Here is a 13,801-nt window from a genome sequence, read left to right on the forward strand (position 1 = left end):
ATTGCCGGTCAGTAGCAACGAAGTTGGGCCTCCGCGGCGGAAATCTGCGCCTACCCATGGACAACATGCCCTCGACAGGCCTACTTTCGCCGACTGTTTACAACGATGTCAGGCTTTCGAGGAGCAGTGATCGTCGATGGTGTCACGAAGAAATCTCCTGCAGGCGGGCGGCGCGGTCCTGGCGGCCGGAAGTCTCGGGGTCTCGCTGCCGCAACAGGCAGGGGCTGCCGAGCGCGGAGCGGCGGCCCGCCTTCTGCCGTCCTTCGGCCGGGCCACCCGGCTCGACGTCGCCGACGTCAGTGAGCTGAACGGCAACGACCAACTGCTGCTGACGACCCTGCAGGGCATCGTCAACCGGCGCAGCCCACGCCTCTACTTCAACTTCGACAGCGGCGAGGTCGACCTGCGCTGGCTCGCCGGCACCGGCGCGAAGGCCACCCACCACGCCGACGCCCTGGACCTGGTCGGCCGCTACCGCGACGAGGTGCGCGGCGCCGTCCTCATCGACCCCGACGTGCCGGACTCGGTGAATGTCGCCACCACGCTCGCAGGACTCCACAACGCCGTCGCCGCCACTGCCGAACAGGCGAAGACCCACGGCCTGAAGACCGTCACCGACCTGCGCGGCCGCTTCGACGCCGACGACGTCCTGGCCACCTACCGCTGGCAGCTCGACCACCTCTTCCCGCACTGCAGCCACGCCCTGCTGGCCGGCCTGCCGCCGAGCCGGACCGTCAACGTGGCGGGGGTCAAGTGGCGTGAGGTCGCCCGGGAGACCGAGCGGATCCGCGACATCTCCAACCGCAAGGTGCGCACGCTCGACCTCAGCCCGGAACTCGGCGGCGACAACGATGTCTACCTCCGGTTCCAGGACTCCTTCGGGGACGACGGCTGGGGCGCCTCGGTCGCCTCCGTCACCGTGAAGGCGGACGGCAAGGACATCGCCTCGTTCACGCCGGGCACCGACGCCGAGAAGCCGTACCTGTTCGACGGCCTCAACTCCTCCCTCGGGGACAAGTCCAACCGGTTCAGCGACGGCGGCGGCTACTTCGTCTACCACTTCACCGCGCCCGCCGGCGCCAAGGAACTCACGGTCGACGTCGACATGTGGAACCAGTACCTGGTCACCGCCGCCACCACCGCGCCCACCCGCGTCGAACCCTTCCCGTACTTCCGGGACTACGTGGTGGCGAGCCGGGGCATGGTGCTGTGGCTGCCTCCGTCGGGCGACACCGGCAAGCTGCTGGACGAGACGTTCACCATGCTCAAGCCGACGACCCCGTACACAGGTTGGTTCTCCAACGACGTGGCCGGCGAGTGGGGCGGCGTCGACCGCGCCTCGCAGCACGGCATCCAGGTCGTGCCCGCCGACTTCTACATGAACGGTACGGTGCACGCCGGCACCGGGGCGAAGATCTCCAACCAGGTAAGGCCCCGCCCGAAGGCCGAGCTCCACAACCGCGTGTACGTGACGCTGACGGTCGGCGAGGGCGACAACGTCCAGTACTGCCAGCGCCGGATGCGGGACATCTGGGACGACCCGAAGCGCGGCACCGTCCCCGTCAACTGGACGGTGAGCCCGCTGCTCGCCGACATCGGACCGGCGCTCCTCGCGTACTACCAGAGGACCGCGACCGCCAACGATCTGCTCATCTCCGGTCCGTCCGGGGCGGGTTACACCTACCCCGGCTCCTGGCCCGAGGAGGCGCTGGACGCGTACACGGCGCTCAGCGGCCGTTTCCTGCGCCGCACCGGCATGGACCTGGCCTACGCCTACAACCCCCGCAACACCGCGGGCGACGGCTGGATCCCGTTCGACGAGCGGGTCATGGCGTCCTACCGCAAGAACACGCCGGTGCGCGGCGTCATCCAGTCCTGGGAGACCGGCGACCTGCAGGTGCGGCCGGCCGGGATTCCGGTGATCGGCAACTTCTACCCGCAGGGCAAGGGCAAGGAATTCCGCGACGCGCTGCTCCGGCACATCGAGGGGCGGGACACGTCGAAGCCGATGTTCGTTGCCGCCGCGATCAACGCCTGGGACTGGACCCCGAGCGATATCACGGACCTCGCCGCACTACTGGAGGACCCCTTCGAGGTCGTCCGCGGTGACGCGTTCTTCTCGCTGATGGACCGCAGCACCGTGTGAGGGCTGCTCTCGCATCGCCCGTCCTTCTCACGACGCCGCCCGCGCAGCACTCCGGCGCGGGCGGCGTGGGACGGTGGAGGGGCCTAGGTGTATTGACCTGAAGCGTTGTTAACGCGGGTGATGGGTGGCTGGCCGCCGAGTGCGGTGTGTCCGCGGTGGTGGTCTAGTGGTGGAGGAAGTCTGCCACGGCTTCGCTGCGTTGAGGGTTGCTGGTGTAGGGCCGGATGTAGGCCCATTCCTCGAGCAGGGTGCGGTTGAAGCGTTCGACCTTGCCGTTGGTCTGGGGGCGGTAGGCGCGAGTGCGTTTGCCGGTTGCGCCCAGGGCGGCCAGGACCTTCTTCCAGGCCAGGCTTTTGCGGTATGCCCAGGCGTTGTCGGTCAGAACGCGCTCGATCCGGGTGACGCCATGGGCCTGGTAGAACGCGGCCGCCCGGATGAGGAAGTCGGCGCACGTCGCCGCCTTTTCGTCGGGGTGGATCTCGGTGTAGGCCAGGCGGGAGTGGTCGTCGACGGCAGAGTGCAGGTAGTCGAATCCCACGCCGCTGCGGGTGGCACGGCCGGCCTGACGGCCCAGGGTCTTGTGTCCGCCGCCGGCCGGTATCCGGCCGAGTTTCTTCACGTCGACATGGATCAGTTCGCCGGGCCGGTCGCGTTCGTAGCGGCGGATGACCTGCCCGGTGGGCCGGTCGAGGAAGGACAGCCGGCTGAGGCCATGGCGGACCAGGACGCGGTGGACGGTGGAGGCGGGCATGCCCAGGATCGGGCCGATCCTGGCGGGCCCGAGCTTGCGGCTGACACGCAGATCGCAGACCTGCCTCTCGAGCTCCGGTGGGGTTCGCCGGGGTGTCTGGTAGGGGCTGCTGGGCCGGTCGTAGAGGCCGCTTTCGCCCTCGGCTTGCCAGCGTCGGACCCATTTGTAGGCGGTGGGACGGGAGATGCCCATCTCCGCGGCGACGTGCGCAATTGGGCGGCCGGAACAGACGCGTTCGACCAGGATCCGCCTGCCGTGCAGGGTCAGACGGGCGTTACGGTGGGACATGAAGGCCTCCGTGCGGTGCAGATTCGACACCTCCACCACACACGGAGGCCTTCGCCTCCTTCAAGACCCGCGCGTGTCAACAACGCTCATGCTCAATACAGCTAGGTAGTAGCCCAGGAGTTCTAGGAGCTGTCCGGACGATCATGCTGTTCGTTAGGGTGCGAGCGTGTCGAAGACGAGCGTGAGCAACGAGACGGACAGCATGCTCTGCCTCTGGGTCGAGCCGTGGGGAACCGATCACTGGATGCGTCCGGGCGAGGAGTTCACCGTGGCGACCGAGACGGATCCGGAGGAGTCGCCCTTTAACGTGGTGGTCCACGACCAGGGCATCACGGTATGGGTGAACTCGGCCAACGACGCTGAGGTCTTTGACAAGAACGGCAACCCAGCGCCGTGTGGTCACCAGCGTCCGGCGGACGCCGGGCTTTGAGGAGTCCGGCCTGTCAGGACCTCAACCAGATGACGAGGGCGGCGGCGATTGCGGTGCCGAGGTAGACGTAGCCGCGCTTGATGCCCCTATGGATGTCAATCGGCAGGGGCTGGTGCCAGGGATTGCCTCCTGGAGGGGAGGAGGGCTTGGTAGATCTCGCGGGCCACGTAGCGTTTCAGGCATCGGATGGCTTCGCGTCGTGTCTTACCCTCGGTGACGCGTCGTTCCACGTAAGAACGCGTGCGCGTGTCCCAGCGCAGGCGGGCGATGACGATGGTGTAGAGCGCTGAATTGGCCTGGCGGTCACCGCCGCGGTTGAGCCTGCGGCGCTGGGTCTTTCCAGACGATGCTTCCACAGGGCTGACGCCGCAGAGGGCGGCAAAGGATGCCTCGCTGGCCAGGCGGTCGGGGTTGTCGCCGGCTGCTGTCAGCAAGGCCGCGGCCGTGTCCGGACCGACGCCGTAGAGACCCAGGAGCTTGGGTGCGCAGGCATCGATCGCGGTGCGGATCCGGGCCGTGAGGTCGTTGATCTCCTCGGTGAGATGCAGGATCCGCTTGGCCAGGAGCCGGAGCGTATGGCGGGATGCCGCCTGCGGCCCCGTGCCGGGCGCGGGCCGCAGCTGCGAACACCGGCGGATGAGTTTGGGGTTGCTCAGCCCAGCCAGGGACTCCCGCAGAGCCGGCTCTGCCGCCACGAGTACGGCCTTGAGCTGGTTGATGGCCATGGACCGGGACTTGACCGCGGAGGCCTTGGCCATCTTGAACAGCCGGATCGTCTCCACCGGTCCGTCGGTCGTCTTGGCGGTGGCCGTGGCCCGGCCGGAGAGGACCGCCCGGGCGGCGGCTGCCGCATCGATGGAGTCGGACTTGCCGTGCCGACGTCGGGCGGCCTTGTCGGGTTGGTTGACCTCGGTAACCGTGACGCCTTCATGGTGCAGATAACGGGTCAGGGCGGCTCCGTAGGAGCCGGTGCACTCCACCCCGGCCCGCTGTAACTGCCCGAAAGCACGGGCCCAGGAGAGGAGTTGGCGATAGCCCTCCCGGGTCGTGGGGAAGCCTCGCGTGTCCAGCAGAAGACCGGTGCTGGTGATGACCGCAGCCACGTGGACGTCTTTGTGCGTGTCGACTCCGAGCAGGACGTGTTCGTGCTGATCAGCCGTGTCGTGACGTGGATGGCTTTGCTGAGTCATGCTGGGCATGGTCGCCTGTCTCCTGATCGCCTCGGGAACATCGGTGGCCGACGCCGGAACGGTGTGGCGGTCAGGACTGTGATGGTGCCTGTCGCGAAGGCCCCTATCGGGACACGCCCACCGTTTCGGTGGCAGCACGCACCGCCTCAGACGGCGGTCGGCAGATCAAGCTCAAGGCACCAGGGCCAGTCGTATCGCGGGCCAGACCACCGCCCGAGGCGGCACCCCCACATCCTCACAGTCGTATCTCGTAGCCACGGCCCGGAAGTTCTTGAGCCGGTTGATCGTCCGTTCGATGGTGTTGCGCTTCTTGTACCGCTCTTCGTCGAAACCGGGTGGCCGTCCGCCACGTGAGCCTTTGCGCAGGCGAGAGGCCTGGCTATCGGTCTTCTCCGGGATCGTGTGCCGGATGCCGCGTCGTCGCAGGTATTCGCGGACGAGGCTATTGCTGTATGCCTTGTCTGCGGCGAGACTATCCGGCTTCTTGCGGGGCCTTCCCAGCCCGAGACGGGGGACACAGATCTTCTCCAACACTGGTTTGAACTGGGTGCAATCGGCCCGCTGACCTGGTGTGACGATCAGGGACAGTGGGCGGCAGCTGCCGTCCGCACTCAGGTGGAGCTTTGTAGTGAAGCCGCCGCGCGAGCGGCCCAGGCCCTCACCTCCTGCACCACCTCCTCCAGGCGGGCGACGAGGCTCTGCCACGGGTGTCTCGTCCTGGTGTTCTGCCAGGGCGTCCCCCTTTGACGCGGGAGCCGGCGGCGGATCGGTGCGGGCGCCGGCGGCGTGATGATGAGCCCGCACGATGGTGGAGTCGACCGAGATGTCCCAGTCGATCTCACCCGCCGCGTCGGCCTCGGCCTGGACCTGCTGGAGCAGACGCTCCCAGGTGCCGTCGGCCGACCACAACCGGTGCCGTTCATAGACCGTTTTCCACGGGCCGAACCGTTCGGGCAGGTCCCGCCAGTGCACGCCGGTCCGCACCCGGTGCAGAATCCCGTCGATCACCTGCCGGTGGTCCCGCCACCTGCCACAACGCCTGTTGCTGACCGGCAGGAACGGCCGCAGCCGTTCCCACTCGGCATCACTCAGATCACCCCGCCCCATGTCCACATCAACGACCCGGGCAGGGAGTAGTCACATGATCGGCCGGACAGCTCCTAGTCGGCCGAGAAGGTGATCGCGGTTCTCTCGTCGGTGAGCGTCGCGTACGCGATGGGCTAACCGTTGAACGAGACTGGGCTGGGGTGCAGCAGGCGTGGGCCCCGAGCCACCGGCGGAAGGGGCGGAGCCGGACGATCCGTCGGAACCGGACGTACCCAAGGGGGGCGTGGACATGTCAGTCATCTCCAGGTGGATCGACGCTACGAAGAGGTCGTGGGCGAAGCCCCGTGAGTCAGAGGCAGAACTGTATGGGTGTTGCCCCCCAACGCACCAAACTCTGCAGCCAGGCCGCAAACTCTTGTCTCCACTTCGAGGCTCGTGACCTGACTCGATGGCGCGAACGTGACGCACTGAGGTCAGTCGTGGTGCCACCAAGCCACCGCGAGGCCGACGAGGACGCCTCCCACGTGCCGGAGAGCGCCCGCGAGGAGTGCCGTGGACACAAGGCGCGGCCACGACGCAACGGCGGGTACGCCATGGTCCCGGCGTGCAGCGGCGACGGCCGACAGCTAACCGCCCGTGCCGACAACTGCGTAACGACTACTGCCTTCTGCTTCTCGCTGGTCAGCTGCAACTTGTACGAATCAGCTTCCATGCCAACACGCCACCCACCGCGCTTCTTCACGAAGGCCAAGATGGCCTTCCGGTCGGCCCTCAGCCCTTTAAGCTCCGCCTGCTCCTTGGGCGTGAGTCGCCGGTCAAGCACCCAGCTCGTCCACGGTTCCTCGTCGCTGAGCCCTGGGTTCATCTTCCAGTCGAACGGCTTCTTTGCATCCTCGATCACATCCGCGTTGTGGTCGTCGCGCTTGGCGTCTCCCTGCGAGTGCCTGTTCTCCAGCCAGTGCGACACCTCGAAGCCGCCAACGATGCTGACCAAGGCCACCACGCAGGTGACGGCGATCGCTCTGAAGGCGCGCTTTCGGCCGCGAGCCGGATCCTGTCCCGACAGGAGCTCCAGCACTTCATCGCGCCACGTCGGCGGGGCTGGAGTAGGTGGGGCAGGCGCTGCCGGAGCGTTCGTGGAACCGCTGCCGGAACCGGCAGCACCTGGGCTGGCGTTGCCGGCCCCGCTGGGGGTCTGCCCATTTCCTGCAGCAGGGTCCGGGGCAGTCGGGTTCGTCATCGTTCCTGCTCCTCGCGGCCACGTCAGCCTGACACGTGATGGGACACAGGAATGTACTTCACCACGCGTCAACTCTCGTGCACACACGTGGGGTTGATCTCGCCGCTATCGAGGCCAGTTCAACCTCTATAGGCCATCTCCTGCTGGAGCAGCATCCACTGCCCTACGCCCCACAGGGAGAGGAAAGGCTCTCTCCCTCTATGGAAAAGAGGTGTCTGGAGGATCCGGCGCTGGCCCACCTGCGCTGACCTGCAGCCAAAGAAGGTCACCCGATTTGGGCGGGCTTGGCTCTATCGAGCAGTAGTGAAGTCACTCATCGATAAGTTCGGGAAGCGCCCCGTTCCTCGGACAGTTGATGTCGACGAGTGCGGGAGGCAACGAGGTTCTTGCCAAGGCGGCATCGGGACGCTTCTGGCGAAAGGTACTGGTCATCCCGTCGCCTCCGCGGCAGCACCGGCCTGTGGCCGGGTGCATACGCCCCAGCGTGCGAGGGGCGGGCCGACGGCACCCAGCGTCGCGAAGAACAACGCCAGCAGCAGCCAGCCCGCCGTGCCAAGGCCGAGCACCACCGTGGTGAGGATCGAGGGGGCAAGAGCCTGGCCTGCGCTGAAGCCGAGGCCGAGGACACCTTGGTACTGGCCCTGGGCGTGGTCGGGGGCAAGCCCGAAGCCCAGGGCGAAGCCCGCCGAGGACTCCCAGACCTCTCCCAGACTGTGGACGAAGATCGCCGCCAGGACCAGTCCCGCCGCAGCCCAGACCGGGGTGTACGCCGCCAGCGCCATCATCGGGCAGCTGACGAGGAAGAACAGCCCCGCGGTGCGAAACGCCCTGCCGCCGTCGTGCGGGGTTTCGATACGGGAGCCGATCCTGGTCTGCATCAGCACGCAGAAGGCGGAATTGACGGCGAACAGTACGGCCACCGTCCAGCGCGGCGCTTCGGTGTGTTCGGAGATCCAGATCGGCAGGAGCAGGGAGACCACCGGGTACTGCAGTCCCATGGCCCCGTAGAGGGCGGCGAACGTCAGGAACGGACGGTCCTTGAAAGCGAGCCAACGGCGCTGCTGCGGAGGTGCTGCCAGCACCGGATAGCGGGGCAGCAGGAGCAGAAGCACCGCGCACAGGGCGAAGCTCGCCGCGTTGCCGAGGATCAGCGTGACATAGGCGCCACGGGTGTCTGCGGCCAGCGCCAGCCCGGCACCCACCGTTCCGAGAATGACGCCCAGGTTGACGAAGGTTCGCAACTTCGCCCTGAACAGTGCCGGTCGCTCACCCCCGACCCGGACCACCAGAGCGCCCCAGGCCGCCCCACCGGCGGCCGCGGCGATCTGGTCGACCGTCGCGATGATCGTGAGCGCGGCCCAGCTCTCGACGAGGACGAGGGCCGCCATCGACATCGCCTGGACCGCGAGGGCCAGCATCATGATCGTTCGCGCCCCGCGCCGGTCGGCGAGATGCCCTCCGGGTATCCCCGCGCACAAGCCGATCACTCCGGCGATGGTGAGCGCGGCGCCGACCTGCACCGCGGGCAGGCCCACGACCAAGGTGAAGTACAGCGCCGACGCCGCGTTGAACAGACCGTTGCCGACCCGGTTGACGAAACTGGCGGCGATCAGCACGCGCTCCGGCCTGCTGTCCCCCGCCATGCGGCCTATTCGGCCTACCAGGCTGCCCCTGATCATGGACGGCAGGCTAACAGCGGCCGCAGAACCCGCCCCAGGTGCACCAAGATCGCGTGCCCTGAGTGCGACACGGGCCCTGACGAGTGCCTCATCCCTAAGGCCGATCATCCGACGGCGGGTTTCTGGCGTATCTGGGAACCGCCGCGAATCGCATCTGATGCGAACTGGATGCATTTTGCGCCGCGTTGACCTGGCGGGTAGCAGGAAGCCGCTGATCAGCGGATGGAGGGCTCTCCGTGTGCCCGCCGAAACGGTAGCGGACAGGCCGGGCCGTGTCGTTCCGCTTCGCTCGATCGGATGGCTGACCTGCCGTTCCTCTCCGGGCTTCGCATCCGATGCGAGATTCTCGCGCCGGATGTGATCTACGGAGCGTGACGTGGCGGGCAAGGACAGGGCGACGCAGACGAGCCCGAGGACGACGCACGCTTGCCCCTCCTGCAGCACCTCAGTACGGGGCAACAGGAGTGGACGGATCGGGAGCAGGACATCCAGGTGTCCGGCGAGTCTGAGGAGGTGGGGCGACCGTTCGCCCTGCGATGGGCCGACAGGCTCCCACCCGAGCAGGCGGGAGACCTGCTAGCCCAGCTGCACGGACGCTTCCCGCGCATTCCTGGTCAGCTCGATGGCGAGCTCCTACGCTACGCCGCGCACTTTGGGGCGCGGGCGGTGGTGGTGAGGGTGCGGCCGGGTTTCCATCTCGATAGCTGCCACAAGCGGGGGCCGTGCAGGTGACGGCAGCGGGCCAGTCCCTGCCCGGACAGAACGCTCATACGTAGCAGGCTGCGGACTGTCAGCTGGTCGTGGTAATCGGTGGCCATCTGGGGGTCAAATCGGATCCGGTCGGCCAGTCCCCCTGCGGTGAGCCGGAGTTGGAAGTCGACGTCCTCAAAGGCTCCGCCGGCAAAGGCCGGGGCGGTGATCTGGTAGGTGCGGGCGGTGTCGAGGGCGACGAGCATGTTGCCGCCGACGACCATCATGGTCGGGGGCGTGACGTACGCGGGAGGGATCGGTGCGGGCTGCGGTGAGTTTGCCGGACGTACGGGCAGGCTCGGAGGTGCCCGCCGACGCCGTGACGGCGGCCGGGTAGAGCGGGGCTGGCTTTGTTCACGAGATGCGACAGCACTTGTGCGCGGCTTCGGGAAGCATCTCCCGGATGTAGCGGCACTCGGATGTTCACGAATTTTGACAGCAGGGGTGGGGTGTCGGTCTGGCTTACGTGCTGTCGTCGCCGGCGGCGAGGATGGTGTGGCTGGCCTCGAAGAGCCGGGTGCAGCGCTGGGACATGGCTTCGGGTGACTGGTCGGGGTGCTTGATCCACCAACGGACCAGAGCGGTGCACAGGCCGCGCCATGCGTGTTTGAGTGCGTCGGCGTCGAGTGGGTCCCTGGTTTCGGCGGCGTGCACGAGGTCGGCGGTGCCGATCGCGGCGAGGTCGTCGATGGCTTCGCGGTAGTACGCCGCGCGGTGGGCGGCGTTGCTGCCGGGCGGCAGCGAGGGGTCGTAGAGGACGAACCACGTTTCGCGCTGCCCGTTCAGGGCGGTGAACAGGGCGTTCAGTACGCGAAGGGGCGTGGGCGGCGCGGCGGTCTCGTGTTCGGCCATCGCGGCGCGGATGGCGCCCAGCAGCCGGTCGCCGACCGGTTCGAGGCAGGCGAGGTAGAGGTCCTGCTTGCTGCCGAAGTACTGATGCACCAGCGGCTTGGTGACGCCCACGCGGGCGGCGACGGCGGCCACGGTGGTGGCCTCGTAGCCGTGGTGGCCAAATTCCTCGGTGGCCGCGGCCAGGACCTGTTGTTCGCGGTCGGCTCTCGGCACGCCCTTGGTGCCGGCCTTAGAGGAGGGCGTTGTCATGATCCCAATCTTACCCTAGGGTAATTTACTGTTGGGTAAATTACTTGACACGCTGGAGCGCACTCATGCCTGCCACCGCGACCGACCTTGGCATCTCCCGCACCCGCTCCTGGTGGGGCTGGGGCTATGCCGACGCCCATCCCGACGACGCCGAATGCGCCGCGATGGGAGCCCTGCTGTCGGGCACCCTGGACCGTCCGCTGCCGATACCCCGCATCGCCGACCTGCCCATCGTTCGCCCCGTCGTAATGCCCCCGCCCTCCCTGGCGCACCTGGTCACCGCCGACCCGCGGGCGCGCGCCGCCCACGCCATGGGCAAGGCATACCGCGACGTCATCCGGGCCCTGCGCGGTCGGCCCGGCCGGATCCCCGACCTCGTCGCCCACCCGACCGACGACCAGGAGGTGGCCGACCTGCTGGACTGGGCCGGCGGGCACAATGTGGCCGTCATCCCCTTCGGCGGCGGCTCCTCGGTGGTCGGCGGCGTGGAGTACCGCGGCGACGCCCACCGCGCCGTGCTGTCGCTCGACCTGACCTCGATGGACCGCGTCCTGGAGATCGACACCGCCAGCCGCTCTGCCCGCATCCAGGCCGGGGCCCTCGGCCCCGTGCTGGAGGCCCAGTTGCGGCCCCACGACCTGACCCTGCGCCACTTCCCGCAGAGCTTCGAGTTCTCCACGCTGGGCGGCTGGCTGGCCACCCGCGCCGGCGGCCACTACGCCACCGTCCACACCCACATCGACGACTTCGTGCAGTCCCTGCGCGTGATCACGCCCGTCGGAGCCGTCACGTCCTGGCGCCTGCCCGCATCCGGCGCCGGACCGTCGCCCGACCGGCTCTTCCTCGGATCCGAGGGCACGCTCGGCATCATCACCGAGGCATGGATGCGCCTGCAGGAGCGCCCCCGCCACAAAGCCTCCGCATCCGTGGCCTTCACCGACTTCCACCGCGCGCTGGACGCCGTGCGTGTCATCGCCCAGTCCGATCTCGCCCCGGCCAACTGCCGCCTGCTCGACCCCGGCGAGGCCCTGCTCTCCGGCGCCTCCCACAACGGCTCCACCGTCCTGGTCCTGGGTTTCGAATCCGCCACCAGCCCCGTCGACGACCGCCTCGCGAGCGCCGTGGACCTGGCCCGCACCCATGGCGGACACGGCCAGACGCATACGGCCGACCGCAACGCCCCGGCCGACTCCGCCGTGAGCGCCTGGCGCTCGGCGTTCCTGCGCATGCCCTACCTACGCGACGGCTTGGCCCGCATGGGGGCCGTCGTCGAGACCTTCGAAACCGCAGCCACCTGGGACAAGATCCCCGCTCTGATCGACGAGGTCCGTACCGAGGTCGGCGCCGCCGCCCTCAAGGCCACCGGACACCCGGCCACCATCAACTGCCGCCTGACCCACGTCTACCCGGACGGAGCCGCCCCCTACTTCACCGTGGCCGTCGCCGGCCGACCCAACGACGAGGTCAAGGTCTGGGACGACATCAAAGCCGTCGCCGGTGAAGTCCTGCACCGCCACCGCGCCACCATCACCCACCACCACGCCGTCGGCCGCGACCACCGCCCCGGCTACGACCTCCAGCGCCCGAAGCCCTTCGCGCTGGCCTTGCACGCCGCCAAGGACGCCCTGGATCCCCACCGCATCCTCAACCCCGGCGTCCTGCTCGACTGACAAGACCGGGCAGTCGGACGAGGGCAACGTGGACTGCCGCAACGGCTTTCACACACCAGCCCCTCCGACCTCGCCCCCGCCGGCCTGAAAGGTCAAGCCCTGAAGTGCTGTCAATTCTCGTGAACAGTGACCGAGGCAGAAACCGGGTGCCTCCCGAAGTTGTGCACAAGTGCTGTCCCATCCCGTGAACCAAGCCATGCGGGGATACGACGAAGGGCACTCGGTATTTCGTCGTTGTACGGCCGGCGACCTGGGCGACGTCCACCCGTTCCGCACTCGCTCCTGACGCGTGCTGGTGGACCACGGCGGAGTTGCGTTCAGCGCATGTGGCGGTCGAGCCGGACCAACTGCTCGACTTCATAGAGGGGTACGGGGAAGGGTGGCTGCCGGATGGGGAGATCTCGCTCAAGGGACGGGCCGTCCCGGCTCTCGTAGACGGGCCAGTGCACAGCAGGCAAACCCGGCACCCTTCGATCTCGCCGAGTCCGTCGAAGTGATGCTTCGCCAACCGGTCCCTTGAGGACGCGTCCGAGGATCTTGAACAGAAGGTCCGCGAGGCGGTCTGGATAATCGACGAGGTATGCGGTGATCAAGTTGGCACTGACTGCCATCGCCGAACAGCTTCTGAAGTCCTCGAAGAGTTCCAGGACTTCGTACGCACCGTGCGACCGAGTACGTCGGAAGGAAACTAGCAATGGGCCGCTTTCGCGATTGGCGGACGGGTACCCGATACCCGGACGAGGGCGTCGAGCCGTTGGCGCGCTCCCACGTGGAGGCGGCCCTGCTCGCGCTCAATGGCCCGGACAAGCCCTACCGCGTGCGCACCGCGCTCGCGGAGGAGAAGGCCGACGTGGTGGCAGAGTGGCACATGCTCGAGCCGGGATGGGGCAGCGGGATGGGACGCCGACAGGTGGAGCGGACGTTTAAGTTCCGTATGCGTCTGGACGGTGGGGCCCATGACGTGCGGGTCTGCGCCGATGTCCGCGAGACGACCCGCGCGGGCGACCCGCCCACCCGCGTCGTGGAACGCAGACATGGCAAGGGCTCTCGCACCCGAGTGAAGTCTTGGCGCGGAAGCTACAAGAAGGGCCAGGACGGTCGCCGCCGACGCGTTGACGACTTCCGCTTCGACTCGAACGATCTGAGGGACCCGCTGCAGGAGGTCGTGCTCACGTCGGGTTGGACGTGGCGCGGGACGCACAAGCCGTGACTGCTTGAGCCGTGAACCTGGGTTCGCACCCACCAAGCTCGGGGACGGAAACTGCTGGCGACACCTGAAGCCACCTCGAGAAAGTCACCAACAGCCTGGGCAGAGCAAGCGTGGTGCGGGCGTAGCGCCGTCACCTATATGCACGTTCGGTCGCTTGGGTCGCTGGTCGGCGCTGCCGGAGCTCAGGAGCCGACGGGGACAGCGTCTGGTGTGCCCTGGGACCGCGGTGTGCACCGCCGTTTCGCGGCGACGGATGAAATCTTGCGACAGGGATTTCATCAGGTCAACGAACAAACGGC

General features: G+C 67.8%; 10 protein-coding genes and 1 pseudogene. 4 read left to right on the forward strand and 7 right to left on the reverse strand.

Going from position 1 to position 13,801, the window contains the following annotated elements; translation table 11 throughout:
• Positions 1-136 precede the first annotated feature (136 nt).
• Positions 137-2,146, forward strand: a complete 2,010-nt coding sequence (locus OG698_RS01375) for a GxGYxYP domain-containing protein (RefSeq protein ID WP_406100909.1) — start codon at positions 137-139, stop codon at positions 2,144-2,146.
• Between the two features lie 83 nt (positions 2,147-2,229).
• Here the strand turns inward: OG698_RS01375 and OG698_RS01380 are convergent.
• Positions 2,230-3,185, reverse strand: a pseudogene (locus OG698_RS01380) (IS481 family transposase).
• A 166-nt stretch (positions 3,186-3,351) separates the two neighbouring features.
• Here OG698_RS01380 and OG698_RS01385 point away from each other — a divergent pair.
• Positions 3,352-3,615, forward strand: a complete 264-nt coding sequence (locus OG698_RS01385; protein ID WP_406100910.1) for a hypothetical protein — start codon at positions 3,352-3,354, stop codon at positions 3,613-3,615.
• Between the two features lie 95 nt (positions 3,616-3,710).
• Here the strand turns inward: OG698_RS01385 and OG698_RS01390 are convergent, their stop codons facing one another.
• From OG698_RS01390 to OG698_RS01415, 6 genes are all read right to left on the reverse strand, one after another.
• Positions 3,711-4,805, reverse strand: coding sequence for an IS110 family transposase (locus OG698_RS01390; protein WP_406100911.1), 1,095 nt, complete (start codon positions 4,803-4,805; stop codon positions 3,711-3,713).
• A gap of 171 nt (positions 4,806-4,976) precedes the next feature.
• The gene (locus OG698_RS01395) at positions 4,977-5,912 is read right to left on the reverse strand and encodes an IS5 family transposase (RefSeq protein WP_406100912.1); all 936 of its coding nucleotides are present in this window, start codon (positions 5,910-5,912) and stop codon (positions 4,977-4,979) included.
• 289 nt (positions 5,913-6,201) lie between these two features.
• Positions 6,202-6,930, reverse strand: coding sequence for a hypothetical protein (locus OG698_RS01400; protein ID WP_406100913.1), 729 nt, complete (start codon positions 6,928-6,930; stop codon positions 6,202-6,204).
• Positions 6,931-7,520: 590 nt separating this feature from the next.
• Positions 7,521-8,771, reverse strand: a complete 1,251-nt coding sequence (locus OG698_RS01405; RefSeq protein WP_406100914.1) for an MFS transporter — start codon at positions 8,769-8,771, stop codon at positions 7,521-7,523.
• Between the two features lie 638 nt (positions 8,772-9,409).
• On the reverse strand, positions 9,410-9,748 hold the full coding sequence (locus tag OG698_RS01410; RefSeq protein ID WP_406100915.1) for a hypothetical protein: 339 nt from the start codon (positions 9,746-9,748) through the stop codon (positions 9,410-9,412).
• A 235-nt stretch (positions 9,749-9,983) separates the two neighbouring features.
• Positions 9,984-10,622, reverse strand: coding sequence for a TetR/AcrR family transcriptional regulator (locus OG698_RS01415; RefSeq protein ID WP_406100916.1), 639 nt, complete (start codon positions 10,620-10,622; stop codon positions 9,984-9,986).
• 65 nt (positions 10,623-10,687) lie between these two features.
• Between OG698_RS01415 and OG698_RS01420 the strand changes: the two genes are divergently transcribed.
• Positions 10,688-12,292, forward strand: coding sequence for an FAD-binding oxidoreductase (locus OG698_RS01420; RefSeq protein ID WP_406100917.1), 1,605 nt, complete (start codon positions 10,688-10,690; stop codon positions 12,290-12,292).
• Positions 12,293-12,986: 694 nt separating this feature from the next.
• A complete protein-coding gene (locus tag OG698_RS01425) occupies positions 12,987-13,502 on the forward strand; it encodes a hypothetical protein (RefSeq protein WP_406100918.1) in 516 nt (171 codons plus the stop codon).
• Positions 13,503-13,801: the final 299 nt, after the last annotated feature.

The organism is Streptomyces sp. NBC_01003 (genome assembly GCF_045162695.1).
GTDB lineage: Bacteria > Actinomycetota > Actinomycetes > Streptomycetales > Streptomycetaceae > Streptomyces.

What these genes read in the sequence shown, in the direction of transcription:
- OG698_RS01375 (WP_406100909.1), top strand. Translation starts at nt 137, where the DNA reads ATGGTGTCACGAAGAAATCTCCTGCAGGCGGGCGGCGCGGTCCTGGCG.
- OG698_RS01390 (WP_406100911.1), bottom strand. Translation starts at nt 4,805, where the DNA reads ATGACTCAGCAAAGCCATCCACGTCACGACACGGCTGATCAGCACGAA.
- OG698_RS01395 (WP_406100912.1), bottom strand. Translation starts at nt 5,912, where the DNA reads ATGGGGCGGGGTGATCTGAGTGATGCCGAGTGGGAACGGCTGCGGCCG.
- OG698_RS01405 (WP_406100914.1), bottom strand. Translation starts at nt 8,771, where the DNA reads ATGATCAGGGGCAGCCTGGTAGGCCGAATAGGCCGCATGGCGGGGGAC.
- OG698_RS01410 (WP_406100915.1), bottom strand. Translation starts at nt 9,748, where the DNA reads ATGATGGTCGTCGGCGGCAACATGCTCGTCGCCCTCGACACCGCCCGC.
- OG698_RS01415 (WP_406100916.1), bottom strand. Translation starts at nt 10,622, where the DNA reads ATGACAACGCCCTCCTCTAAGGCCGGCACCAAGGGCGTGCCGAGAGCC.
- OG698_RS01420 (WP_406100917.1), top strand. Translation starts at nt 10,688, where the DNA reads ATGCCTGCCACCGCGACCGACCTTGGCATCTCCCGCACCCGCTCCTGG.
- OG698_RS01425 (WP_406100918.1), top strand. Translation starts at nt 12,987, where the DNA reads ATGGGCCGCTTTCGCGATTGGCGGACGGGTACCCGATACCCGGACGAG.